Source organism: Nonomuraea antri (genome assembly GCF_013283785.1).
GTDB classification, from domain to species: domain Bacteria; phylum Actinomycetota; class Actinomycetes; order Streptosporangiales; family Streptosporangiaceae; genus Nonomuraea; species Nonomuraea antri.
This window is the reverse complement of sequence record NZ_JABCPZ010000021.1, coordinates 38,913-61,594: the sequence shown is the minus strand read 5'-3', so window position 1 is coordinate 61,594 and position 22,682 is coordinate 38,913. Positions and strand designations below refer to the sequence as shown.

Here is a 22,682-nt window from a genome sequence, read left to right as displayed (position 1 = left end):
CTCACCCGGACACCGGCCCGGCGGCGGGCGTGGGGAGCGGGAACAGCTTCAGGAACCGCTCGGCCGTCTCGGCCGGGCCCTCGACGGTCACCGCGCCGGACGCGCGGGCGGCGGCCAGGCCGAGGTCGCCGTACAGCAGCGCGCCCAGCGTGCCGGGGTCGGCGGCGATGCGCACGTCGGCGCCGTCGGCCGGGCCGCGCGCCAGGTCGAGCCTGCCGCCCGCGACGCGGACGCGGAAGTGGTCGTCGCCCAGCCGGAGCGCGACGTCGGCGGTGAGACCGGCGGCCGCCCGCGGGTCGAACAACGCACGCAGCGACAGGACCAGGGAGTCCGTGCCGATCTCGGCCTCGCGCGGCAGCGACGGCGACCGGCTGCTCCACCGGCCGAGCGCGGTGACGATCGGCTCCAGCTCGGCGCCCCACTCGGTCAGCTCGTAGACCCAGGCGCCGGCGGGCGGCGCCAGCTTGCGGCGGCGGACGACCCCCGACCCGGTCAGCTCGCGCAGCCGCTGCGTGAGCATGTCGGCGCTGGCGCCGGGGATGCCGGCGCGCAGGTCGGTGAAGCGTTTCGGGCCGAGCAGCAGCTCGCGCACCACGAGCAGCGCCCAGCGTTCGCCGATCAGGTCGAGGCCGTGCGCCACCGCGCACCCGTCGTCGTACTTGCGCCTGCCCACCATGCCGGCGACTCTACCAGGCCGAGTTGGAAAGCCCATCTATGTAGTTGTTTTTTCCGACTAGACAGTCGTAATCTCCTACCGACAACGAACAGGAGGAGCACATGCCCCAGTTCTTCATCGAGGCCCCTGAAGGGGTCACGCTCGAGGCCAAGCGGACCATGATGCGGGAGATCACCCAGGCCATCGACGCCGCCTACCGCATTCCCGACGTGCGGATCTGGCTGCGCGAGTACGGGCCCGGCCAGGTCGCCCAGGACGGCAGGCTCGACGCCGAGCCGATCCGCCCGCTGTGTTTCCTGGAGGCGCCGGAGCTGTCCAGCCTCGACGCCAAGCGGAAGATGTCCGACCGGATCCACGCCGCGATCGCCGAGGCCTACGCCGGCCTGGCCAACACCGACGAGACGCTGATCCTGATGAACCACTACCCGCTGGAGAACGCCGGCTGGGCCGGCCGCCTCCAGTCCGACAACCCGGACATCGTGGCCGCGATGGCGCGACTGAACGGGTAACCCTTCCCGAAGGCGGGTGGCGGGAATCGAGCGGTTTTCGTCGGTGATGCGGCTCGGCCCCCGCCGCCCGTCCGGCCAGCATGGAGGGCCATGAGTCTCAGTGAGGTGCTGTTCAGCGAAGGCCCCAGGCCCGAGGCCGCGCGGGAACTGGCGTTCTTCGGCCGGCTGGTCGGCTCGTGGCACGTGGCGGTGACCAACCATCACGAGGACGGCGACGAGGAGCTGACGGGGGAGTGGCACTTCGGCTGGGTCCTGGACGGCCGCGCCGTCCAGGACGTCTGGCTGGCCCCCACCCGGGCCGAACGCGCCAGGACCGGCGACCGGAGCGGGGAATGGGGCGCCACGCTGCGCTTCTACGACGAGCGGAGCCGCCGGATCCGCTCCACCTGGATCGGCCCCGGCCGGGGCTGGGTCATGCCGTTCGTGGCGCGCGAGCAAGGCGCGGAGATGGTGCTCGAAGGCGTCTTCGACGAGGTGCACACCCGGTGGATCTTCTCCGACGTCGAGCGGGACACCTTCCGCTGGCGCGCCGCCGAGTCCGCCGACGGGGGCCGGACCTGGCGGGTGCGCCAGTCGATGATCGCCACGCGGGTGTGAGACCGCGCCTCAGCCGGCCGGGAATCGTTCGTGGCCGAGTACCGCGAGCAGCCGCAGCTTCTCCTCGCCGGCGCTGCGCGGGGGAGGGGTGAGCACGAGCAGCGCCTGCGACTGGTCCTCGGTGAACAGCACCTGGCAGTCGACCTCGATCGGCCCCAGCTCGGGATGGATCAGCGTCTTGTGGTCGGCGAACCGCCTGGCGACCTCGTGCCGCGCCCACAGCCCGGCGAACTCGCCGCTCGCCTTCTCCAGCGCCCGCACCAGCTCCCCGGCCCGCGAGCGCGCGCCCATCGCCCCGTACGCCGCCCGCAGGTTCGCCACCAGGGCGCGGCTCTGCCTGTCGCGGTCGTCCTCCGGGTAGAGCAGCCGCTCGGCGGGATCGGTGAACCACCGGTAGACGTCGCTGCGCGCCAGCCCGGTGTAACCGGACTTGTCGCCGAACAGCGCGGCGGCCAGCCGGTTCTGCACCAGCGTCTCGCCCAGGTTCGACAGGATGAGCGCCGGGGTGTCGTCGAGGCGGTCGAGCACCCGCAGCAGCGCGGGCGCGACGTGTGTCGCGGCCGTCACCCGATCGGGGGCGTGGTGCCCGGCCAGCCGGAACAGGTAGTCGCGCTCGTCGCCGCTCAGCCGCAGCGCCCGGGCCAGCGAGGCGAGCATCTGCTCGCTGGGCTGCGGGCCGCGCCGCTGTTCGAGCCGGGTGTAGTAGTCGGCCGACATGGCGGCCAGCGCGGCGACCTCCTCGCGCCGCAGCCCGGGGGCGCGGCGGCGGGCGCCCGGCGGCAGCCCTACGTCGCCCGGCCGCAGCGACTCCCGGCGGCGGCGCAGGAAATCGGCGAGTTCGACGCGGTCCATGCCGTCCAGTATCGGCGCACGCCCCGCGTGCCGGACGACCTCAGCCAGGGATCGCCGATCCCCCGATCGGCGTTCTCTGCACCCGCCGTGACCTGCGGGGCAACCTGAGTACATGAACATCTCCGGAAACACCGTCTTCATCCCGGGCGCCACCAGCGGCATCGGGCTGGCGCTCGCCGTCGCGCTGGCCGGCCGGGGCAACACCGTCATCGTCGGCGGCCGCCGCGCCGACCTGCTGGAGAAGATCGCCGCCGAGCATCCGGGCATCGGCACCGTGTGGATCGACACCGCCGACCCGGCCAGCGTCGAAGCCGCCGCCCAGGACGTCATCGCCCGCTACCCCGGGCTCAACGTGCTGATCACGATGGCCGGCGTCATGCGCGTCGAGGACTGGCGCGAGCCTGAGTCGTTCCTCGCCTCGGCCGAGGAGGTCGTCACGACCAACGTGCTCGGCCCGATCCGTCTCATCGCCGCGTTCGTCCGGCACCTGCTGGCCCGGCCGGACGCCACGATCGTCACCGTCTCCTCGGGCCTGGCGTTCGCGCCGCTCAGGGCCACGCCCAGCTACAACGCGTCGAAGGCGGCCATCCACCTGCTCAGCGAGTCGATCAGGCTGCAGTACGCGGGCACCGGACTGAAGATCGTCGAGCTGGTGCCGCCGGCCGTGCGCACCGCGCTGCTGCCCGGTCAGGAGAGCAGCGCGTTCGCGATGCCGCTCGACGAGTACGTCGCCGAGGTCGTCGAGCTGCTGGAGACGCGGCCCGACGCCGGGGAGATCCAGGTCGAGCGGGTGAAGTTCCTGCGTTACGGCGAGGCACGCGGCGACTACGACCAGGTCGTCGCCACGCTGAACGCCGCCGACCCGCACGGCAGGTGACCGGCTAGAGGTCCGTCGCGATGATCCGCTCGATGTTCCGCTCGGCCAGCGCGGTGATCGTGACCAGCGGGTTGACCGTGGCGTTGCCGGGGATCAGCGAGCCGTCGATGACGTACAGGCCCGGGTAGCCGGGCAGGCGGCCGTGGTTGTCGGTGGCCCGGTTCAGCACCACGCCGCCCAGCGGGTGGTAGGTGAGGTGGTCGCCCCAGATCTTGTAGGCGCCGAACAGGTCGGTGCGGTAGATCGTCCCCTCGCGGGAGTTGATCCGGTCGAAGATCGTCTTCGCCATGTCGATGGACGGCTGCTTCCACGCGGTCTGCCAGTCCAGCTCCACCCGGCCGGCCGCCGCGTTCCAGGTGAACCTGGCCCGGTGCGGGTTCGCGGTGATCGACAGGTAGAACGAGGCGTACGTCTCGATGCCCGTGGGCAGCGGCGCGACCTCGGCGAACGCGCCGCCGGACGCCCAGTTGTCGATGCCCGCGCACGGGATCGTCGACTGCTGCCTGCCGGTCGGGTCCCACAGGTGGTTGGCCCGGCCGCACATGACGTTGCCGTTGTCGCCCCAGCCCCGGCCCACCTCGTCGGACAGCCCGCGCAGCGCGCCGGTGGCCTTCAGCCTGACCAGCAGCTTGCTGGTGCCGACGCTGCCGGCGGCGAAGAACACCCGCCGCGCGACCACGGTCTTGACGGCGACGACCGCGCCGGAGGTGTCGAGCCGGTCGATGGACACCTCGTAGCCGCCGGCGGCGGCCGGGGTGACCGAGGTGACCCGGTGCAGCGCCGAGATCGAGACCCGGCCGGTGGCCGCGGCCCTGGCCAGGTAAGTCCGCTGCAGCGACTTCTTGCCGTGGTTGTTGCCGTAGAGGATCTCGCCGGCCAGCGCCGACTTCGGCACGGTGCCCGCGGCCTCCCGCTTCATGTAGTCCCAGTCGTAGACGTCGGGGACGAACACGAACGGGAACCCGGCGCGCTGGGCGTGCTTGCGGCCCACCCGGGCGTACTGGTACCAGGGGGTGGCGTCGAACCAGGCCGGGTCGACCGTGCCGACGCCCAGCCCGGCGTTGGCCCGCGGGTAGTAGACGGCGTACATCTCGTCGGCGTTCACCGAAGGCAGCACGGCGGCGAAGTTCTCGCGCCTGGGCGTGACCGCCATGCCGCCGTTGACCAGCGACCCGCCGCCGACGCCGCGCCCCTGGTAGACGGTGATGCCGCCGAACTCCTCGGCGTCCAGCACGCCGGTGTGGCGGGGGATGTCGCGGTCGATCGGGAAGCCCAGGAAGTAGTTGAGCGGGGCCTTGGTCCTGGTACGCAGCCAGTACGAGCGGTGGTCCGGGGCCAGCGTGCTGCAGAAGATCTTGCCGTCCGGGCCCGGCGTGTCCCAGGCCATGCCCATCTCGACCAGGTGCACGCTGACGCCCGCCTCGGCCAGGCGCAGCGCGGCCACCGAGCCGCCGTACCCGGTGCCGATCACCAGGGCCTCGACGCGCGCGCCGTCGGGAATCCCAGTGGCGGCCCCGGCGCGCGCCGGTCCGGCGAGGGCGGCGAGGCCGAGCAGGGAGCCGGTGCCGGCCAGGAAGCCGCGGCGTGAGAGTCGTCCGGGGCCGGTGTCGTCCATGAGTGCTCCCGTCAGGGTCGCGGGGAATGGCCGCTGGGCAGCGTGCAGGCGGTGTCGAGGCCCAGCACGCGGTTGAGCCGGCCGAAGGCCAGCCAGGAGCCGATGCTCATGCTCAGCTCCACGATCTCGAGCCGGCTGTAGTGCGCGGTCATCCTGGTCCAGAACTCCTCGTCCAGCCCGTGGTGGTCGAGGGCGTAGCGCTCGGCGTACTCGGCGGCCAGCCGGGTGCGCTCGTCGAAGGCGTCGGTGGTGCGCCAGTCGGTCACCGCGTCGGCGAAGCCGTCCTCGACCTTCCGACCGTCGCGTTCGGTACGCCAGTCGAGGCAGAAGACGCAGCCGTTGATCTGCGCGATCCGCAGCCGGGCGGCCTCGAACTCGCGCAGCCCCAGCGTGGTGTGCGCGTACACGGCCAGCGAGAACGCCGAGGCGGCCGGGCCGATGCCGGGCACCAGCTCGCCCCACACGTAGGCGATCGGGTCCTTGCCCGCCGGCACGTCGATGATCATGGGCGTTTCCTTCCGAGTCTGCCGGTCGCCGGGCGCAGCGGGACGTCGAGGGCGTCGTAGAGCCCCGGCTCGGCCTCGACGAGCCAGTCGATGGCGTTCACCAGCCGGCCGGCGGCGGTGGCGTTGCCGCCCGCGGCGCGGTTGCCGTCCTCGTCGGTGGCCTCGACGGTGACCTCGATGCGCGGCCGGCCCTCGATGATCACCCGGTGCGCCCCCGCGCCCCCGCCGGGCGGCGCCGGCCAGTCCGGCGCGCAGGACGGGTGGATGCGCGTGACGTGCTCGACCACGATGCGCGGTTCGCCCTCGACGATGCCCTGCACCTCGAACCGCACCGCGCCCTGCGTGCCGGACTCGAACGCGCCCATCGACGCGGTGCGTACCGTCGTGCCGAGCGGCCGGCGCTCCAGGGTCTCGCGGATCTCGTCCAGCTCGACGCCGAGCGCCCTGGCCATCAGGCGCACCTGCCCGCCCCACACCATGGCCGGCACGGACGGCGCGAGCATCGGCGGCTGGTAGTCCATCGGGTGCCCCATGCCGACCAGGTGGCGGACCGAGTCCTCCTGGTCGTAGGCGGAGTAGTCGAAGATCTCCTGGCAGCGGATCACGTCCACGACGCCGCCGAGCCCGCTGATCAGCAGCGGCAGCACGTCGTTGCCCCAGCCGGGGTCCACGCCGGAGACGAACAGCGAGCCGCCGCCGGCCGCGATGGCGGCCAGCACCGGTTCGCGCAGCTCGGGCGGCGCGTTGCGGGGGTCGTAGAGCGGATACAGCGACGGCGTGACGACCACCGCGCCGGCCCTGATCGCCCGGACGACGTCGCCGAGCGCCTCGTCGGGACGCAGGTCGCCGGAGGCGGCGTACACCACGGCGCGGGGCGCGGCGGCGAGCGCCGCCTCGACGTCGCCGGTCGCGGTGATTCCCAGAGTGTGGCCGAGTCCGGCCAGCTCGCCCGCGTCGCGGCCGGCCTTGGCCGGGTCGTGGACGAGAACGCCGGTGAGTTCGAGTGCGGGGTGGGCCTCGACGGCGCGGATGGCCGCGCGGCCCACGTTGCCGGTGCCCCAGACGATCGTGGACGTCATGGGCGGAGCGTAGCAAGCGCTTGGTTCGGCGTATAGTGGCCTTTTTTCGGCCCGGCCCATATCGACTTTTCGTCGTTTACCACGCTGTAATACGCGCGGGGCCGCATAGTAATTTGCTCCAATGCCCAAAACACCTGGTACAGGCCCACGTCGAACAGTCGTGTGGCCGGTCGCGGCCGCCGTCGTCACCGCCGTCACCACGGCCGGCCTCGGCGTCCCGCACGCGTACGCGTCGGACACGCACCGGCCCGACAACGCCGTCATCGTCTGGGACAGGAACGCCGAGGCCGCCATCTGGGACGTCGCCCGCCAGCAGCCGCAGGTCCAGGCCCGCAGCTTCGCCATGGTGCACGGCGCCGTCTACGACGCGGTCAACGCGATCGCCGGCACCCCCTACCAGCCCTACCTGACCGCGCCGGCCGCCGACGGCACGGAATCCACGGACGCGGCCGTGGCCAGCGCCGCCTACCACGTCCTGGACGAGCTGTTCCCGCCCAGCAAGCGCGCCTGCGGACGCAGTACGACGCCTACCTGGCCACCGTCCCCGACGGCGGCCCCGAGCAGCGCGGCATCGCCGTCGGCGCCCAGGCGGCCGCCGCCATGATCGCCGCCAGGAAGGACGACGGCGCGTTCGGCGACCCGGCCTGGCCGGTCGGCACCCGGCCGGGGCAGTGGCGCCCGGCGCCGCCCGCGTTCGCCAACGACGGGGCCTGGGTCGGCAAGCTCAAGCCGTTCCTGCTGCCCAGCGCGTCCATGTTCCGCACCTCCGGCCCGCCCGCGCTCACCAGCGCCCGCTACGCCCGCGACTTCGCCGAGGTCAAGGCGATCGGCGCGGCGAACAGCACGATCAGGACCGCCGACCAGACGCAGGCCGCGATCTGGTGGCACGACAGGCACCTGGCCGAATGGGAGATCAAGCGCCAGCTCGCCACCAGCCGGCGGCTGAACCCGCTGCAGACCTCACGCATGTTCGCCATGGTCGACCTGGCCGAGGCCGACGCCACCACCGCCTGCTACAACGAGAAGGCGGCCTGGAGCCTCTGGCGTCCGATCACCGCGATCAGGCTGGCCGACACCGACGGCAACCCGAAGACCGAGGCCGACCCGGACTGGACCCCGCTGCTCGTCACACCGCCGCACCCCGACTACACCTCCGGGCACACCTGCTTCACCGCGGCCAGCATGTCGGCGCTGGCCCACTTCTACGGCAGGGACGACATCCCGTTCAGCGGATACAGCGCGGACTCGGGCACCACGCGCCACTTCCGCGGCTTCTCGCACGCGCTGGCCGAGGTGATCGAGGCCCGCGTGTGGGGCGGCATCCACACGCGCACCGCCGACGTGCGGGGCGCCAAGATCGGCGCCCAGGTCACCGCCTACATGATCCGTCACTACTTCAAGCCGCGGAAGTGATGCCGGGCCCGCCGCGCGATCAGCCCCAGGACGCGCCGGCGGGCTCCTTGATGGTGGCGTTGATCCGGTTGAAGAAGTTCGTGATCGAGATCGTCAGGATGATCGCGGAGAGCTGCTTCTCGTCGAAGTGGTCGGCGACCTCGTCCCACAGCTGGTCGGGCACCGCGTCGCCCGACCGGTCCGCCACCCGGGTCACGGCCTCGGTGAGCTCCAGCGCGGCGCGCTCGACGTCGCTGTAGAACGGCGCCTCCCGCCAGGCGGCCACGTTGCCCACGCGCTCGTCCGACTCGCCGGACTTCTTGAGGTTCGCCACGTGCGAGTACACGCAGGCGCTGCACCCGTTGATCTGGCTGGTGCGCAGGGCGACGATCTCCAGCAGCTCCTGCGGCACGCCGCCCTGGTAGATGGCCTGGTAGATGGCCTGGATACCCTTCGTCGTGCCGGGCAGGACGAACGCCGGGTTCTTCATCCGAGCTTCCATGGTCTGATTCCCTTCACCGTTGCTGACCTGGTGAATTCATGATGGAAGGCGGGGTTGATAGATTCTCGATGCGTTCGCTATGGCTGTCCCCATACGTCCCGAGGAGGCGAGGTTGGAGGTACGGTTCGCCGTCCTGGGGCCCGTTCAGGTCACCGCCGGTGGCCGGGAGCTGACCGGCCTGGCGCCCCGGCATCGGGCGGTGCTGGCGTACCTGCTGCTGCACGCCGGCGCCGTGCTCAGCCCCGACCAGCTGATCGACGCGGTGTGGGGGCTCACGCCGCCCGACACCGCCCGCGCGCAGGTCCAGGCCGCCATCACGGCGATCCGCCGCGTCCTGCGCGAGGCGGAGGCCGACACGCTGCTGGCCACCAGGGCCGGCGGCTACGTGATCGAGCCGGCCTGGCTCGATGCCCAGGAGTTCGCCGCCCAGGTGTCCGACGTGCCCGCGGACGCCGAACCGGCCGCCGCCGCGGCGCGCGTGCGCGAGGCCCTGGCCCTGTGGCGCGGCCAGCCGCTCGCCGACGTGCACGCCGACTACGTCGAGAGCGCCAGGTCCCGGCTCGACCAGCGGCGGCTGTCGGCGATCGAGCGTCTGGCCGAACTCGAACTCGCCCTGGGCCGGCACGAGGAGCTGATCGACGAGCTGTCCGCGCACGTGGCCGCGTACCCGCTGCGCGAGAAGCTGGCCGGCCACCTGATGCTCGCCCTGCACCGCGCGGGACGGCAGGCCGACGCGCTGGCCGTGGCCAGGTCGCTGCGCGAATCGCTGGCCGAGCAGCAGGGGCTCGACCCCGGCCGCGCGTTCACCGCGCTGGAGCAGGGCATCCTGCGCGACGACCCGGAGCTGCAGCACCGGCGCGAACAGGCCGAGCCGGCCCGCGAACCCGGCCGGCGGGCCAACTTCCTGCCCTACGACATCCCGGACTTCGCCGGACGGACCGGCGAGATCGAGCGGATCGCCACCCACCGCCCGGACGTCCCCATCCTGGCCATCGACGGCATGGCCGGAATCGGCAAGACGACCCTGGTCATCCACGCCGCGCACCGCCTGGCCGAGCACTACCCCGACGGGCAGCTCTTCGTCGACCTGCAGGCGCACACCGCCGGGCACGAACCGGTCGAGCCGGCCGCCGCGCTGGAGACCCTGCTGCGCCAGCTCGGGGTGCCGGCCGAACGCGTCCCCGCCACGCTCGCCGAGCGGGCCGCGCTGTGGCGGGCCGAGCTGGCCGATCGCCGCGCCGTCGTCGTGCTGGACAACGTGGCCGACACCGCGCACGTGCTGCCCCTGCTGCCCGGGGCCGCGGGCAGCCTGGTCCTGGTCACCAGCCGCCGCCGGCTGATCGACCTCGACGGCGCGCACGCCCTGTCCATGGACGTGCTGCCGGCCAAGGACGGCGTCGGCCTGTTCACCTCGATCGTCGGCGAACGGGCCACGGCCGGTCCGAGCGCGGTGCTCGACGTGCTGCAACTGTGCGGGTTCCTGCCGCTGGCCGTGCGCATCGCCGCCGCCAGGCTCCGCCACCGCCCCCGCTGGACGGTCGAGTACCTGGCCGGGCGGCTGCGCGACGAGCGCAGGCGGCTGGCCGAGCTGTCCACGCCCGACCGGGGCGTGGCCGCCGCGTTCGCGCTGTCGTACGTGCACCTGGACGCCCCGCACCAGCGCATGTTCCGGCTGCTCGGCGTGCACCCCGGCCGCGACGTCGACGCCTACGCCGCCGCCGCGCTGGCCGGCGTCACCGTGGACGAGGCGGAGACGCTGCTGGAGGACCTGCTCGACGCGCACGTCCTGGCCCAGCACGAGCCCGGCCGCTACACCTTCCACGACCTGCTGCGCGAGCACGCCAGGGCCACCGCCGCCGCCGAGGAGGACGACGCGGCCAGGCATGACGCGCTCACCCGGCTGCTCGACCACTACCGGCACACCGCCGCCACGGCGGTCGGCCTGCTCTACCCGTTCGGGAAACTCCGCAGGCCCGCCGTGCCCGAGCCGGACTCCGAGCCCGTGCCCCTGCGCGACCAGGCCGCCGCGCTCGCCTGGCTGGACGCCGAGCGGGCCGACCTGGTGGCCGCGGGCGGGTGCGCGGCCGACGGCGACTGGCCGGCGCACGCCGCCCACCTGGCCACGCTGCTGCACCCGTACTTCGACGACCACGCGCACCACGCCGACGCGATCACCCTGCACGGCAAGGCGCTGGCCGCCGCCCGCCGGGGCGGCGACCGGGCCGCCGAGGCGCTGGCGCTGCTCGACCTGGCCTGGGTGCACTGGCGGCAGGGCCGGTTCGCGGAGGCGTACGAGACCTGCCGGCCGGCCCTGGAGCTGTGCCGGGAGAGCGGCGACCGGCTCGGCCAGTCGCGGGCGCACAACACGCTCGGCAACGTGTGCCTGCGGCAGCGCGACTACGAGCAGGCCGACCACCACCTCACGCGGGCGCTGGAACTCAGCCGCGAGCTGGGCAACCCGGTCGGCGAGGCGCACTCACTGAGCAGCCTGGGCATCAGCCACGAGCGGCAGGGCCGCCACGACGAAGCGCTCGACCACCAGCTCCGCGCGCTGGAGCTGCACCGCCGGGTGGGCAGCAGGAACGGCGAGGCCCGCGTGCTCGACCTCATCGGCCAGGTCTACCGGCGGCAGGGCCGGCCCGAGCAGGCGGGCGAGCAGCACCGGCAGGCGCTGGAGCTGGCCCGCGAACTGGGCGACAGGCTCGAAGAGGCCCGCGCCCACGAGGGGCTGGCGCACGCCTGCCGCGACGGCGGCGCCGTGGACGAAGCCCGCGACCACGCCAAACGCGCCCTGGAGCGCTACACCGAGCTGGGCGTGCCCGACGCGGCCGGCGTCGAGTCCCTGCTGGCCGAACTGGGCTGACCGGCGCCGGGAGGGGGAAGGTAGCCGCAGAGCGACCGAACCCACCGGGAGTCGAGATGACACAGCAAGGATCGGACGCGTTCGGCGACCTGCTCGCCGAACTGGCCAGGCGCCGCGCGGAGTTCCACGAGCTGCGCTACGTCCCCGCGGACTTCGTCGCCAGGCTCAAGGAGCTCGGCCTGTACCGGTCGGCCACCCCGGAACGCTTCGGCGGCCGGACGATGCCACCGGCGGAATTCCTCGCCAAGATCGAGCGGATCTCCGCCGTCGACGGCTCCACCGGCTGGGTCGCCAGTTTCGGCGCCCAGCTCGTCTACCTGGGCCCGCTGCCGCTGGAGACCCAGGCCGAGCTGTACGCGGGCGGCCCCGACGTGGTGCTGGCCGGCGGGCTGTTCCCGGTCCAGCAAGCCACGCCGACCGAGCGCGGCTTCCTGCTCAACGGCCGGTGGAAGTACGCCAGCGGCTGCATGGCCGCCGACATCGTCTGCGTCGGCATCCCCGGCGACGACTCCACCTCCGGCAAGCCGCGCGGCGTGCTGGTCCGCCCCGACCGGCTGGAGATCGTGCCGGACTGGGACGTGGTCGGCATGCGCGCGACCGGCTCGTTCGACCTGGTGGCCAAGGACGTCGAGGTCGGCAGGGAGTGGTCGTTCATCCGCGGCGGGCCACCGGTGATCGACGAGCCGCTCTACCGCTACCCGGCGATCACGTACGCGGCCCAGGCGCTGTCGGTCGTCTCGGCCGGCGTCGCCCGCGCCGCCCTCGACTTCGCCGAGCGGGCAGGCGCCGGCCAGGCCGGCATCACCGGCGCGCCGCAACTGGCCGACCGGCCCTACTACCGGGCGGGCATCGCCGAGGCAGAGGCCGCGCTGCGCTCGGCCCGCGCCTACTTCTACGAGGCCGTCGGCGAGGCCTGGCAGGCGGTCGCGGCCGGCGGCCAGGTCGGCGACGAGCAGAACGCACACCTGCGGCTGTCGGCCGCCCACCTGGCCAGGACCGCGGCAGAGGTGGTCGGCAAGGTCGTCTCGCTGTCCGGCTCGGCCGCGATCCACCGCGGTCACCCGCTGCTCGACCTGCTCGGCGACGCGCTGGTGCCGCAGGAACACGCCTTCCTGAGCCCGGCCATGTACGACGCGGCCGGCGCGGTGCTCATGGGCCGTCCGCCCACCGTCCCGGCGTTCCGCTGAGCGAACTGTCACACCGCGACCGGCTGCCCCGTCGTAGTGCCGTGCTCAACCGACGACAAGGGGGTCAGATCATGACGGATGCGGAGCGGGCGCGATGAGGGTGCTGCTGGCCGGGGCGACCGGCGCGATAGGGATCCCGCTGCTGTCGGCGCTGGCCGCGGCGGGCCACGAGGTGATCGCCCTGGTCCGCGACCCGGCCAAGGAGCGGCTGGTCACCGAGCGCGGCGCGCACGCGCTGGTCGCCGACGTGCTGGACGGCGACGGCCTGCTCCGCGCGGTCGAGGGACAGAGCGCCGACGTGGTCATGCACCAGGCGACGGCGCTGCGCGACGCCCCGCGCAGGCTGGGCCCGGACGACCCGACCCTCGCCCTGCGCGACCGGGGCACCGCGCACCTCCTGCGCGCCGCCCGTGAGGTCGGCGCGCGCCGTTTCGTCACCCAGTCGCTCATCACCGGCTACGGCTACCGCGACCACGGCACGCGGATCCTGACCGAGGACGACGACTTCGGCGTGCACGTCGGCACCGTGGCCGACCTGGTGACCGACTCCAGCGTGGCGACCGAGCGCCAGGTGTTCGCCGCGGCCGGGATCGAGGGCGTCGCCCTGCGTTACGGCATGTTCTACGGCCGCAACGCCTTCAGCGACATGTTCGCCGGCATGATGCGCAGGCGGATCCCGGTCCTGCCCAGGGGCGCGACGGGGACCACGTCGTTCGTCCACGTGCACGACGCGGCCGTGGCCGCCGTGGCCGCGATGGAGCGCGGCCGGGCCGGTCAGGCGTACAACGTCGTCGACGACGAGCCGATGAGCTGGCGCGACTTCATGACCGAGGTGGCGCGGGCGCACGGCACGCCGCGGCCCGTCGCGATGCCCCGGTGGCTGATCCGCGCCGCCGTGCCCTACCTGGGCTGCCTGATGATCGACACGACGATGCGGATCTCCCACGCCAAGGCCACCCGCGAGCTGGGCTGGACCCCGGCGCACCGGGGCGTCCGCGACGGGCTCAGGGCCCGCTGACCGGGGACGGCGCCGGGGGGTCACGAGTCCTTCAGGATCTCCACGTATCCCTCGGCGCCGTTCACCCGGATGAGCTGCCCGTCCTCGATCCGCCGGGTGGCGCCCTCCACGCCGACGACCGCGGGCAGCCCGTACTCGCGGGCCACCACCGCGCCGTGCGTCATCACCCCGCCGACCTCCATGACGACGCCCTTGACCGACACGAACAGCGGCGACCAGCTCGGGTCGGTGAAGACCGTGACGAGGATGTCACCCTCACGCACGTCGGCCTCGGACATGTCGCGCACCACCCGCGCCCGGCCCGTCACCACGCCCGACGACACGGCGATGCCGGCCAGCGCGCCCGCGGGCAGGTGGCCCGCGTCGTACTCGCCGGAGATCACCTCGCCCTCCGAGGTGATCACCCGGGGCGGGGTGAGCTTCTGGTACGTCTCGTGCTCCTCGCGGCGGGCGGCCACGAGCCCGGCATCCAGCTTCCCGGTGCGCACCACCTGCCTGAACTCCTCGATGGACAGGTAGTACACGTCCTCGGGCGTCTCGATCACGCCGCGCTCGGCCAGCCGGGCGGCCTCGGCCATGAGCGCCCGCTTGTAGATCTCGTAGCGCAGCAGCAGCGCGTGCTTGGAGTATTCGCGGTAGCCGATGAAGTGCCTGATCAGGCTCATCTTCTTGGCCGCCTTCCTGGCCTTGGCCGCGCCGCCGGGCAGTTCCGCCAGGCGGGCGAGCAGGTCGTCCATGGCGCGTTCCGCCTCCGCGCGGCCCCGCTCGGCGCGGCGGCCGCGCTCGCCGGGCGGGAAGTTGTCGACGTTGCTCAGCAGCAGCGGGACGAGCAGCGTCGGGTCCTCGCTCCACCGGGTCCTGGTGATGTCGATGTCACCGGCGCAGTGCATGCCGTAGGTGCGCAGGTAGCCGCGGATCGCGTCGGCGGCGGCCGGGCCGCCGGGCAGCGCGCTCAGGCCGGTGAAGAAGGTGTCGCGCGCGGCCGTGCGCAGGTACCGCACCACCTCGGGGCGCTCGCGTACGACATCGGCCACGTCCAGCAGGTCGAGCCCCATGGCGGCCACCACGTTGTGGTCGGCGGACTGGGCGACGGCGTCGGCGGCGTTCCGCACCCCCAGCCAGGTGGCCAGGTGCTTGTTGACCCAGTTCACCGACTGGATGCCGAGGAAGGCGGCGGCCACGCTGCGCGGGTCGAAGGTGAGCTCGGCCAGCACCTTGTGGTCGTCGAGGATGAGGGCGAACAACTCGTCGCCCGAGACGCCGGCGATGTCCGCGCGCAGCCGCTCGACCGTCGCCTCGGTGTGCGCGATGAGCTCGGGGACGACGCGGGGATCGTCCTCGCGGGCCAGCTTGAGGTACTGGCGGGCGATCGGCAGCGGTCCGCCCTCGCCGAAGTCCAGCATCGACGTCCTGCCGTGGGCCAGGGAGGCGGTGAAGTCCTTGCGCTTCAGCACCGCGCGCAGCGCGGCCGCCATCAGGGCGTCGACCTGGTCGAGGCTCTTGAGCGTGGCCGGCCTGGCCCAGGTGGACGACAGCTCGGCCGAGACGTCCTTGTAGAAGCGGTTGCCCGCCACCACGCCCGCGGTGCGGCCGAGCCGCTCGTGCAGCAGGGCGAAGAACGACAGGCCCAGCGGGGCGAAGGCGTCGGTCATCATCTGCCGGTGCCCGTAGGAGACGTAGACGCGGTTCTTGTCGTCGGGCGCGGGCGGCACCGGGTAGAGCGTGGTGACGGGACGGCTCTGCAGGACGTGGAAGACGCCCTCGTGCAGCGCCCACTCGATGTCCTGGGGGCGGCCGAAGTGCGCCTCGATCTGCCGTCCCAGGCTCTCCAGGTGCACGATCTGCTCGTCGGTGAGCGTCTGCGCGTGCTGCCGCGCCGGCTCGACGGGCTGCTCGCGGGTGCCGCCGGAGGGCAGGGCGCGCAGCTCGACGGTCTGCGTGGCGACGCGCCTGCCGATGATCCGCCCGGCCCTGACGCGGTAGTTGTCGGCGTCGACCAGCCCGGAGACGAACGCCTCGCCGAGACCGAACCCGGCGTCGATGGAGACCACCCGGCGGTTGCCCGAGACCGGGTCGGCGGTGAACATGATGCCCGCCGCGTCGGGGAAGACCATCCGCTGCACCACCACCGACAGCCGCACCGCGCGGTGGCCGAAGCCGTTGCGCACCCGGTAGGCGGTCGCCCGGTCGGTGAACAGCGACGCCCAGCAGCGGCGCACGGCGTCGATCACCGCCTCGGCGCCGCGCACGTTCAGGTAGGTGTCCTGCTGCCCGGCGAAGGAGCTGGACGGCAGGTCCTCGGCGGTGGCGCTGGAGCGCACCGCCCAGGCGGCGTCCTGGCCGCCCGGCTCGGCCAGCAGCCGGACGACGTCGTCGCGGATCTCCGCGGGCACGGCCAGCGCCTCGATGGCGGCACGCAACCGGCCGCAGGCGGCGGCGATGCCGGCCCGGTCGTCGGCGCGCAGCCCGGCCAGCCCGTCGATCAGCTCGCCGATCGCCGGGTCGCCGGCCACGACCTGCTCGTACGCCTCGGTGGTGACGCAGAACCCGGCCGGCACGCGCACGCCGGGGATGGCCGACAGCTCGCCGAGGTTGGCGCCCTTGCCGCCGACCAGGGGGAGGTGGCTCTTGTCGATGTGGTGGAACCCGAGCACGTAGGCGCTCATGGCCGCTCCCGTCTCTCATTACAATACAACTCTGTACTGTATTGTAATCAGCGAGGGTAATGCCATGGCGTTGACTTCGTGCGGACTCGGCAGGCGGCGCGCGCGGACCGGCCGCCGCCGCGGGCCCGCTGGCTACCGTTCCGTGCGGGAATGCGATGAAGGAGACCGGAACATGGCCACGTGGACGAGTGACGAGCTCAACCGGATCGAGGCGGCCGACGAACTGCGGATCACCCCGGCCGACGGCGGCGCGCCGGGCAGGCCGGTGACGATCTGGGTGGTCCGGCGGGGCGACGACCTGTTCGTCCGCTCCTTCAAGGGGCGCGACGGCGGCTGGTTCCGCGCCGCCCAGGCCAGCCATGAGGGCCACATCAGCGCCGGCGGCGTCGACAGGGACGTCACGCTCGCCGAGGAACGCGACCCGGCCGTCAACGAGGCGATCGACGACGCCTACCGCACCAAGTACGGCCGCTTCAGCAGCGACTACGTCGACCCGATGGTGGCCTCGGGCGCGCGGGAGACCACGCTCAAGCTCGTGCCCCGCTGACCGTCACCGTCAGGGCGGCCTTGCCGATGAACCGCCGCCGTCAGGGCAGCAGGACGATCTTGCCGGTGAACCGCCGCTCGTCCAGCGCCCGGTGCGCCTCGGCCGCCTCGGCCAGCGGGTAGCGGGCGGCGATCACCGGGGAGATCCGCCCGGCCGCGGCCAGGCGCAGGCACAGCTCCTGCTCCTGCCGGGTGGCCGCGCGGGTGCCCAGGATGTCGAGGTGCTTACGGAAGATGTCGCCGATCTCCACCTCGGCGGTCCTGCCGCCCATCACGGCGGCCAGCACGATGCGCCCGCCCGTCCGCGCCGCCTCGATCGCCAGCGGCAGCATCGGGCCGCCCACGTTGTCGAGCACGACGTCCACGCCGCCGGGCACGTGCTCGCGGATCTGCTCGGCCAGGTCGGGATCGCGATAGTTGAGCGCGAGATCGGCGCCGGCCGCGAGCACCGCGTCGTACTTCTCCTTCGAGCCGGTCAGGCCGATCACCGGCCCGGCCCCGGCCAGCCTGGCGAGCTGCAGTGCGGCCGTGCCCATGCCGCCGGAGGCGCCGGTGACCAGCACCGATTCGCCGGGGCGTACCTTGGCGCGGGCGTTGACCATGTGCAGGACCGTGCCGTAGGACCACAGCGTGCAGGCCAGCGTCTCGAACCCGAGGTCCGGCGGCGCGGGCAGCAGCCCGTGCCGGGGCACGAGCACGTACTCGGCGTAGCCGCCGAAGCGCTGGTGCCCGGGCAGCTCGGTGTCCAGGCACAGGTTGTCCTCGCCGCGCAGGCAGGCCGCGCACCTGCCGCAGGCCGGGCAGGTCATCACCACCACCCGGTCGCCCTCGGCGAAGCCGGTGACCCCGGCGCCGAGCGCGGCCACCTCGCCGGCCGCCTCCCTGCCGAGCTGGAACGGCAGGACCAGCTCGCGCTGTCCTGGCCTGGGCCTGATGACGCCCTTGCGGTAGCCGGCGTCGAACCAGCTCACCGAGGTCGCGCGGACCCGTACCAGCACCTCGCCCGGCCCGGGCCGGGGGATCGGGACCTGCTCGACCGTCAAAACCTCGGGGCCGCCGTGCGCGTGGATGCGGACCGCCGTCATCGTCTGGGTCATGGCGGAAGGACATCACACGATGTCCTGTTTTTTCAATACTATGTTCCGCATGACAGGACAATATCGAGGGCGCAACTCCACCGCGGACCGTGCCCTGGACATCCTCGCCCTCTTCGGCGACGACCGGCTGGTGCTCGGCGGCCAGGAGGTCGCCGAGCAGCTCGGCGTGGCCCGCTCCACCGCCTACCGCTACCTGCAGAGCCTGGCCGGCTCCGGGTTCGTGGAGGAGGCCAGGCCGGCCGGCTACCGGCTCGGGCCGCGGGTGTTCGAGCTGGCCAGGCTTGCCCGTAAGGGGCTGGGCCTGTCGGAGGTGGCCAGGCCGGTGATGCGCGAGCTGCTGGCCCGCGTCGGCGAGACGGTGCTGCTGACCAGGCGGGCGGGCAGTGCGGTGATCTGCCTGGAACGCGAGGAGAGCGACCATCCGGTGCGCCTGTCGTACGAGCGCGGGCACGTGCTGCCCATCAACGCGGGCGCGGCGGCGCTGGTGCTGCTGGCCTGGGTCCCGGAGGAGGAGGTCGCCGAGCTGGTGACCGCGGGCGGGCTGCCGCGCTTCACCGGCGCCACCGTCACCGAGCCGGGCGCGCTGCAGCGCCGGCTGGCCGCCATCAGGTCCGAAGAGCTGGCGGTGACCAGGGGCGAGCTGGACCCGGACGTGCTCGGCGTGGCCGCGCCGATCCGCGACGAGCACGGCGAGGTGGTGGCCGCGGTGAGCGTCGCGGCGCTGTCGCATCGCGTCCCCGACGACCGGGTGCCCGAGGTGGCCGCCGCGGTACGCGAGGCCGCCGGCCGCATCAGCGGCGCTCTCGCCTTGCTCGCCTCCTGACCACGATGAGCCCTTGCTTGTCGTGAAACACAGGACTACAGTCCCGGCAAACAGGAGGCTCACATGAAGAAGATTGTTCTGGCCGCGGCCGTGACCCTCGCGCTGACCGGCTGCGCAGGCACCGATCAAGCGGCGGATCCGGCCGCCGCCGCGGCGGCCGGGCAGCGCCTTTCCGCAAGTCCCGCGCTGCGCGCCCTGGTCGAAGGCGCCAGGAAGGAAGGCGCGCTCAACCTGAACTGGGGCCTGCACGCCCGGCCCAACAGCGACTACCTCTTCGACGCCTTCAAACAGGCCTACGGGCTGACCGACCTGAAGATCACCGTCACCCCGGTCCAGAACTTCAACGCCAACGCCGCCAAGCTGGTGCAGGAGACCAAGGCGGGCGCGCCGAGCAGCACCGACGCGCTGCTCGCCTCCTCCGAGGTGATGTACCGCACCGGCACCACCAGCGAGGCGCTGGCCGCCGTCGACTGGACGGAGATCGCGCCCTGGGCCGAAGGCGCGGTCACCGCCGACCGCAAGGCCGTCGCGCTGCTCACCCAGTTCGGCGAGTTCACCTACAACACCGAGCTGATCTCCGCCGCCGAACTGCCCAAGACCCCGCAAGACGTGCTCACGCTCGGCAAGCCCGTGGCCAGCACCCCGTTCGCGTCCGGCTTCGCCCAGCTCGGCGGCCTGGACCAGGCCGGCATCAAGGACTACATGAGCCGGTTCAAGCCCGCCGGGCTCATCGGCTGCGCCGAGCTGAACCGGCTGGCCTCCGGCGAGTTCGCCGGGCTGTGGATGTCGTGCGGCAAGCACCTGGCCGACGTGTTCAAGGCCACCGGCGCGCCGCTGGAGACCACCGTCCTGTCCAACCCCACCTCGGCCAGCTTCTACTACATGGGCCTGCCCGTCCGCGCCCCGCACCCGAACGCGGCCAAGCTCTGGATCACCTGGCTGGTCACCCCCGAGGCGCAGCGGCTGCTGTTCGAGCACGAGAAGGCCGACAACATCCAGCTCCCCGGCAGCGGCACCGCCGAGCAGATCGCCGAGTACGAGGCCAAGGGCATCACCTTCACCCGGGCAACCTACGACTACGTCGGCCAGAACCCCGGCCTGTACGACGCCGCGTTCAAGGACGAGCTGGTCAAGCTCCTGACCGCCCGATGAGGAGGCTGGCCGCGGCCGTCTCCGTGCCCGCGGCGGCCGTGCTCGGACTGCTGGCCCTGGTGGTGTTCCTGTCCTTCCGGGTGCACGGCGCGCCGTACGAGGAGTTCACGCTCGCCAACTACGCCGCGCTGCTGGCCGACCCGGCCGTCTGGGACGTGGTGCTCAGCACCGTGGTCTACCTGGCCGTCACGCTGGTCGTGGCGCTGGTGCTGGGCACGGCGCTGGCGGTGCTGGTCGAGCGGACCGACTTCGGCCACTCCCGGCTGATCAACACCGCGATGATGATCCGCGTCCTCATCCCCGGCTTCTTCACCGCGATGGGGTGGATCTTCCTGTTCCATCCCAGGATCGGCGCGGTCAACCAGCTGCTCGGCACCTCGCTCAACATCACCTCGCTGGCCGGCATGGGCCTGGTGGAGGGGCTCGGGCTGTCGGCGCTGGTGTTCATCATGGTCTCCGGCAGCCTGCGCGCGCTCGACGGCTCACTGGAGGAGGCCGCCCGCGCCAACGGCGCCGGCCCGTGGACCGTCCTGCGCCTGGTCACGCTCCCGCTGATCAGGCCGGGCCTCATGGGCGCGGCCCTGTTCACCGCGACGATCGCGCTCTCGGCCCTGGACATCCCGCTCATCATGGGCCTGTCCAGCCGCGTCTACGTCTTCAGCTCCTACCTGTACGTGGCCGCCAACCCCACCGACAACGTCGTCGAGCACGGCATCCCGGCGGCCTTCAGCGTGGTGATGATCCTGGTGGCCGTCGGCCTGAGCGCCTGGTACACCCGCACGCTCAAGGCCGGCCGCAAGTACCAGGTGGTCACGGGCAAGGGCTACCGGCCGGTCACCATCGCGCTCGGCCGCTGGCGGTGGGCGGCCTGGCTGCTGGTCGGCGGCTACTTCGCCTGGTCGACCGTGCTGCCCATGGTCATGGTGCTGTGGGTGTCGCTGCTGCCGTACGTGCGGGTCCCCTCGATGCAGGCGCTCCAGGAGGTCTCCCTGGCCAACTACACCGGGCTCGACTGGGACCTGGTGCTGCGCGGCCTGCGTACCTCGCTCGCGCTCGTCGTGCTGGTGCCGACGCTGGCCGTGCTGCTCAGCCTGGCCTTCTCGTTCGTCGTGGTCCGCTCCCGGCTGCGCCGCCGCTACCTCTACGACTTCGTCGCCTTCCTCCCGCAGGCGGTGCCGCACACGATCTTCGCCTTCGCCGCCGTGGTCGCCTCCCTCTACCTGGCCCAGGGCCTGTACGGCACGCTGGCGCTGCTCGTCGTGGTGATGACGCTGATGCACGTGTCGTTCGGCACCCGCATGTTCAACGCCGGGCTGCTGCAGATCCACACCGAGCTGGAGGAGGCCGCCGCGATGTCCGGCGCGGCCACCTGGGAGGCCGTCCGCCGCGTGACGCTGCCCCTGCTCAAGCCGGTCGCCACCTACACCTGGCTGTGGCTGGCGCTGCTCAGCCTGCGCGACCTGACCGTGCCCGGCCTGGTCGGCGGCCAGGACACGGTGACGCTCTCGGTCGCCTCATGGACGCTCTACAACACCGCCCAGGTCGGCGCCTCCTCCGCGCTGACCCTGCTGACCATCGTCTTCATGGCGCCGCTGGTCGGGCTCTTCCTGGCACTCAACAAGCGAGAGGTGACGGTATGACACCGCTGGCCGTGGCGGGCCTGCGCAAGGCCTTCGGCGACTTCCAGGCGGTCGACGAGGTCGGCTTCGAGGTCCGCGAGGGCGAGCTGTACACCCTGCTCGGGCCGTCCGGCTGCGGCAAGACGACCACGCTGCGCGCGGTGGCCGGGCTGGAACAGCCCGACGCCGGCCGGATCACGATCGACGGGGTGGACGTCACCGCCACGCCGCCGCACCGGCGCGACATCGGGATGGTCTTCCAGAGCTACGGCATCTGGCCGCACATGACCGTCTTCGCCAACGCCGCCTTCCCCCTCCAGGTGGCCCGGGTGCCCAAGCGGGAGATCGCCGAACGGGTGGAACGCGCGCTGGCCGCGGTGCACCTCGACGGCACCGAGAGCCGGATGGGCACCCAGCTGTCCGGCGGCCAGCAGCAGCGCCTGGCGCTGGCCCGCGCCCTGGTGCGCCGGCCGAAGCTGCTGCTGCTCGACGAGCCGCTGTCCAACCTGGACGCCAAGCTCCGCCAGGCGATGCGGGCCGAGCTGTCGTCCCTGCAGAAGGAACTCGGGATCACCGCACTGTACGTGACGCACGACCAGGCCGAGGCGCTGAGCCTGTCGAGCAGGATCGCGGTCATGTCGGCCGGCCGGATCGTGCAGGAGGGCAGCCCGCGCGAGATCTACCAGCGGCCCGCCTCCAGGTTCGTGGCCGACTTCGTCGGCACCACCAACCTGGTGCCGGGCACGGCGGTCGGTGAGGGACGGGTCAGGACCGGGGCCGGCGAGCTGGCCGCCGCGTCGTGCCGGGCGCCGGCCGGCGCGCGGGTGCTGGTGGCGATCCGGCCGGAGTCCCTGGCGCTGCACCGGGAGGAGCCGGCCGCGGAGAACGTCGTGGCCGGCGAGATCGACCGGATCATGTTCGTCGGCGAGTGCGTGGAATGCCACGTACGCGTGGGCGAGGACGTCTGGATCACCCGGCAGCCGCCCGAGTCGCCGGTCGCGGCCGGGGACAAGGTCTGGCTGCGGGTGCCGGCCGACGCGGTCTCCGTGCTCGACCCCGCCTGACCGGCCCGATCTCGGGGAGTGCGGCGGGCTCGCCGCACTCCC

At 72.8% G+C, this 22,682-nt stretch carries 21 protein-coding genes; 13 read left to right on the top strand and 8 right to left on the bottom strand.

Translation table 11 applies throughout. The annotated features are described in order from the left end of the window. Position 1: 1 nt before the first annotated feature. A complete protein-coding gene (locus HII36_RS10155) occupies positions 2-676 on the bottom strand; it encodes a winged helix-turn-helix transcriptional regulator (RefSeq protein WP_173522841.1) in 675 nt (224 codons plus the stop codon). A gap of 101 nt (positions 677-777) precedes the next feature. Here HII36_RS10155 and HII36_RS10150 point away from each other — a divergent pair, with 101 nt between their 5' ends. Together HII36_RS10150 and HII36_RS10145 are read left to right on the top strand one after the other, a co-directional pair. Beyond that, positions 778-1,185 carry a tautomerase family protein gene (locus tag HII36_RS10150; RefSeq protein WP_173522840.1) on the top strand — a complete coding sequence of 136 codons (408 nt, stop codon included), beginning with the start codon at positions 778-780 and terminating at the stop codon, positions 1,183-1,185. Between the two features lie 90 nt (positions 1,186-1,275). Continuing rightward, the gene (locus tag HII36_RS10145; protein WP_173522839.1) at positions 1,276-1,782 is read left to right on the top strand and encodes a hypothetical protein; all 507 of its coding nucleotides are present in this window, start codon (positions 1,276-1,278) and stop codon (positions 1,780-1,782) included. A gap of 9 nt (positions 1,783-1,791) precedes the next feature. Here the strand turns inward: HII36_RS10145 and HII36_RS10140 are convergent, their stop codons facing one another. Beyond that, positions 1,792-2,634: a helix-turn-helix transcriptional regulator gene (locus tag HII36_RS10140; RefSeq protein ID WP_173522838.1), complete on the bottom strand. Its 843-nt coding sequence runs from the start codon at positions 2,632-2,634 to the stop codon at positions 1,792-1,794. A 112-nt stretch (positions 2,635-2,746) separates the two neighbouring features. On the opposite strand from HII36_RS10140, the gene HII36_RS10135 reads away from it, so the two are divergent. Then, positions 2,747-3,511 (top strand): SDR family oxidoreductase, encoded by a 765-nt coding sequence (locus tag HII36_RS10135; RefSeq protein WP_173522837.1) that lies wholly within the window; start codon positions 2,747-2,749, stop codon positions 3,509-3,511. Positions 3,512-3,515: 4 nt separating this feature from the next. Here HII36_RS10135 and HII36_RS10130 read toward each other — a convergent pair whose 3' ends face one another. The 3 genes from HII36_RS10130 to HII36_RS10120 are packed head-to-tail and all read right to left on the bottom strand — an operon-like array spanning position 3,516 to position 6,711. Next, on the bottom strand, positions 3,516-5,126 hold the full coding sequence (locus HII36_RS10130; protein ID WP_173522836.1) for a GMC oxidoreductase: 1,611 nt from the start codon (positions 5,124-5,126) through the stop codon (positions 3,516-3,518). An 11-nt stretch (positions 5,127-5,137) separates the two neighbouring features. Next, positions 5,138-5,632 (bottom strand): carboxymuconolactone decarboxylase family protein, encoded by a 495-nt coding sequence (locus HII36_RS10125; protein ID WP_173522835.1) that lies wholly within the window; start codon positions 5,630-5,632, stop codon positions 5,138-5,140. Further along, positions 5,629-6,711, bottom strand: a complete 1,083-nt coding sequence (locus HII36_RS10120) for an NAD(P)H-dependent amine dehydrogenase family protein (RefSeq protein ID WP_173522834.1) — start codon at positions 6,709-6,711, stop codon at positions 5,629-5,631. The genes HII36_RS10125 and HII36_RS10120 overlap by 4 nt, the downstream gene beginning before the upstream one ends. A gap of 160 nt (positions 6,712-6,871) precedes the next feature. Between HII36_RS10120 and HII36_RS55605 the strand changes: the two genes are divergently transcribed. Together HII36_RS55605 and HII36_RS55600 are read left to right on the top strand one after the other, a co-directional pair. Further along, complete coding sequence (locus tag HII36_RS55605) at positions 6,872-7,315, top strand: hypothetical protein (protein WP_217369353.1); 444 nt, start codon at positions 6,872-6,874, stop codon at positions 7,313-7,315. After that, positions 7,312-8,124, top strand: coding sequence for a vanadium-dependent haloperoxidase (locus HII36_RS55600; protein ID WP_217369352.1), 813 nt, complete (start codon positions 7,312-7,314; stop codon positions 8,122-8,124). Before HII36_RS55605 ends, HII36_RS55600 begins: the two co-directional genes overlap by 4 nt. A gap of 19 nt (positions 8,125-8,143) precedes the next feature. Here the strand turns inward: HII36_RS55600 and HII36_RS10110 are convergent, their stop codons facing one another. Further along, positions 8,144-8,605: a carboxymuconolactone decarboxylase family protein gene (locus tag HII36_RS10110; RefSeq protein ID WP_173522833.1), complete on the bottom strand. Its 462-nt coding sequence runs from the start codon at positions 8,603-8,605 to the stop codon at positions 8,144-8,146. A 112-nt stretch (positions 8,606-8,717) separates the two neighbouring features. Between HII36_RS10110 and HII36_RS10105 the strand changes: the two genes are divergently transcribed. The 3 genes from HII36_RS10105 (at position 8,718) to HII36_RS10095 (ending at position 13,673) form a co-directional block, all read left to right on the top strand. Further along, positions 8,718-11,468 (top strand): AfsR/SARP family transcriptional regulator, encoded by a 2,751-nt coding sequence (locus HII36_RS10105; RefSeq protein ID WP_217369351.1) that lies wholly within the window; start codon positions 8,718-8,720, stop codon positions 11,466-11,468. 56 nt (positions 11,469-11,524) lie between these two features. Next, the gene (locus HII36_RS10100) at positions 11,525-12,655 is read left to right on the top strand and encodes an acyl-CoA dehydrogenase family protein (RefSeq protein WP_173522831.1); all 1,131 of its coding nucleotides are present in this window, start codon (positions 11,525-11,527) and stop codon (positions 12,653-12,655) included. A 94-nt stretch (positions 12,656-12,749) separates the two neighbouring features. Further along, positions 12,750-13,673, top strand: coding sequence for an NAD-dependent epimerase/dehydratase family protein (locus HII36_RS10095; RefSeq protein WP_173522830.1), 924 nt, complete (start codon positions 12,750-12,752; stop codon positions 13,671-13,673). A gap of 20 nt (positions 13,674-13,693) precedes the next feature. Here the strand turns inward: HII36_RS10095 and rph are convergent, their stop codons facing one another. After that, positions 13,694-16,339: a rifamycin-inactivating phosphotransferase gene (rph, locus tag HII36_RS10090; RefSeq protein ID WP_173522829.1), complete on the bottom strand. Its 2,646-nt coding sequence runs from the start codon at positions 16,337-16,339 to the stop codon at positions 13,694-13,696. A gap of 172 nt (positions 16,340-16,511) precedes the next feature. On the opposite strand from rph, the gene HII36_RS10085 reads away from it, so the two are divergent. After that, positions 16,512-16,886, top strand: coding sequence for a DUF2255 family protein (locus HII36_RS10085; RefSeq protein WP_173522828.1), 375 nt, complete (start codon positions 16,512-16,514; stop codon positions 16,884-16,886). 40 nt (positions 16,887-16,926) lie between these two features. Here the strand turns inward: HII36_RS10085 and HII36_RS10080 are convergent, their stop codons facing one another. Next, complete coding sequence (locus HII36_RS10080) at positions 16,927-17,982, bottom strand: quinone oxidoreductase family protein (RefSeq protein ID WP_173522827.1); 1,056 nt, start codon at positions 17,980-17,982, stop codon at positions 16,927-16,929. 49 nt (positions 17,983-18,031) lie between these two features. Between HII36_RS10080 and HII36_RS10075 the strand changes: the two genes are divergently transcribed. The 4 genes from HII36_RS10075 to HII36_RS10060 all read left to right on the top strand — a co-directional run bounded on the left by HII36_RS10075 (position 18,032) and on the right by HII36_RS10060 (position 22,640). Then, complete coding sequence (locus HII36_RS10075) at positions 18,032-18,805, top strand: IclR family transcriptional regulator (protein WP_173522826.1); 774 nt, start codon at positions 18,032-18,034, stop codon at positions 18,803-18,805. A gap of 63 nt (positions 18,806-18,868) precedes the next feature. Continuing rightward, positions 18,869-19,957: an ABC transporter substrate-binding protein gene (locus HII36_RS10070; protein WP_173522825.1), complete on the top strand. Its 1,089-nt coding sequence runs from the start codon at positions 18,869-18,871 to the stop codon at positions 19,955-19,957. Then, a complete protein-coding gene (locus HII36_RS10065; protein WP_173522824.1) occupies positions 19,954-21,597 on the top strand; it encodes an ABC transporter permease in 1,644 nt (547 codons plus the stop codon). The genes HII36_RS10070 and HII36_RS10065 overlap by 4 nt, the downstream gene beginning before the upstream one ends. After that, on the top strand, positions 21,594-22,640 hold the full coding sequence (locus tag HII36_RS10060; protein WP_173522823.1) for an ABC transporter ATP-binding protein: 1,047 nt from the start codon (positions 21,594-21,596) through the stop codon (positions 22,638-22,640). Before HII36_RS10065 ends, HII36_RS10060 begins: the two co-directional genes overlap by 4 nt. Positions 22,641-22,682: the final 42 nt, after the last annotated feature.

What these genes read in the sequence shown, in the direction of transcription:
- HII36_RS10135 (WP_173522837.1), top strand. Translation starts at nt 2,747, where the DNA reads ATGAACATCTCCGGAAACACCGTCTTCATCCCGGGCGCCACCAGCGGC.
- HII36_RS10065 (WP_173522824.1), top strand. Translation starts at nt 19,954, where the DNA reads ATGAGGAGGCTGGCCGCGGCCGTCTCCGTGCCCGCGGCGGCCGTGCTC.
- HII36_RS10130 (WP_173522836.1), bottom strand. Translation starts at nt 5,126, where the DNA reads ATGGACGACACCGGCCCCGGACGACTCTCACGCCGCGGCTTCCTGGCC.
- HII36_RS10060 (WP_173522823.1), top strand. Translation starts at nt 21,594, where the DNA reads ATGACACCGCTGGCCGTGGCGGGCCTGCGCAAGGCCTTCGGCGACTTC.
- HII36_RS10080 (WP_173522827.1), bottom strand. Translation starts at nt 17,982, where the DNA reads ATGACCCAGACGATGACGGCGGTCCGCATCCACGCGCACGGCGGCCCC.
- HII36_RS10095 (WP_173522830.1), top strand. Translation starts at nt 12,750, where the DNA reads ATGAGGGTGCTGCTGGCCGGGGCGACCGGCGCGATAGGGATCCCGCTG.
- HII36_RS10070 (WP_173522825.1), top strand. Translation starts at nt 18,869, where the DNA reads ATGAAGAAGATTGTTCTGGCCGCGGCCGTGACCCTCGCGCTGACCGGC.
- HII36_RS10100 (WP_173522831.1), top strand. Translation starts at nt 11,525, where the DNA reads ATGACACAGCAAGGATCGGACGCGTTCGGCGACCTGCTCGCCGAACTG.
- HII36_RS10140 (WP_173522838.1), bottom strand. Translation starts at nt 2,634, where the DNA reads ATGGACCGCGTCGAACTCGCCGATTTCCTGCGCCGCCGCCGGGAGTCG.
- rph (WP_173522829.1), bottom strand. Translation starts at nt 16,339, where the DNA reads ATGAGCGCCTACGTGCTCGGGTTCCACCACATCGACAAGAGCCACCTC.
- HII36_RS10125 (WP_173522835.1), bottom strand. Translation starts at nt 5,632, where the DNA reads ATGATCATCGACGTGCCGGCGGGCAAGGACCCGATCGCCTACGTGTGG.
- HII36_RS10155 (WP_173522841.1), bottom strand. Translation starts at nt 676, where the DNA reads ATGGTGGGCAGGCGCAAGTACGACGACGGGTGCGCGGTGGCGCACGGC.
- HII36_RS10120 (WP_173522834.1), bottom strand. Translation starts at nt 6,711, where the DNA reads ATGACGTCCACGATCGTCTGGGGCACCGGCAACGTGGGCCGCGCGGCC.
- HII36_RS10075 (WP_173522826.1), top strand. Translation starts at nt 18,032, where the DNA reads ATGACAGGACAATATCGAGGGCGCAACTCCACCGCGGACCGTGCCCTG.
- HII36_RS10150 (WP_173522840.1), top strand. Translation starts at nt 778, where the DNA reads ATGCCCCAGTTCTTCATCGAGGCCCCTGAAGGGGTCACGCTCGAGGCC.
- HII36_RS10085 (WP_173522828.1), top strand. Translation starts at nt 16,512, where the DNA reads ATGGCCACGTGGACGAGTGACGAGCTCAACCGGATCGAGGCGGCCGAC.
- HII36_RS55600 (WP_217369352.1), top strand. Translation starts at nt 7,312, where the DNA reads ATGATCGCCGCCAGGAAGGACGACGGCGCGTTCGGCGACCCGGCCTGG.
- HII36_RS10145 (WP_173522839.1), top strand. Translation starts at nt 1,276, where the DNA reads ATGAGTCTCAGTGAGGTGCTGTTCAGCGAAGGCCCCAGGCCCGAGGCC.
- HII36_RS10110 (WP_173522833.1), bottom strand. Translation starts at nt 8,605, where the DNA reads ATGGAAGCTCGGATGAAGAACCCGGCGTTCGTCCTGCCCGGCACGACG.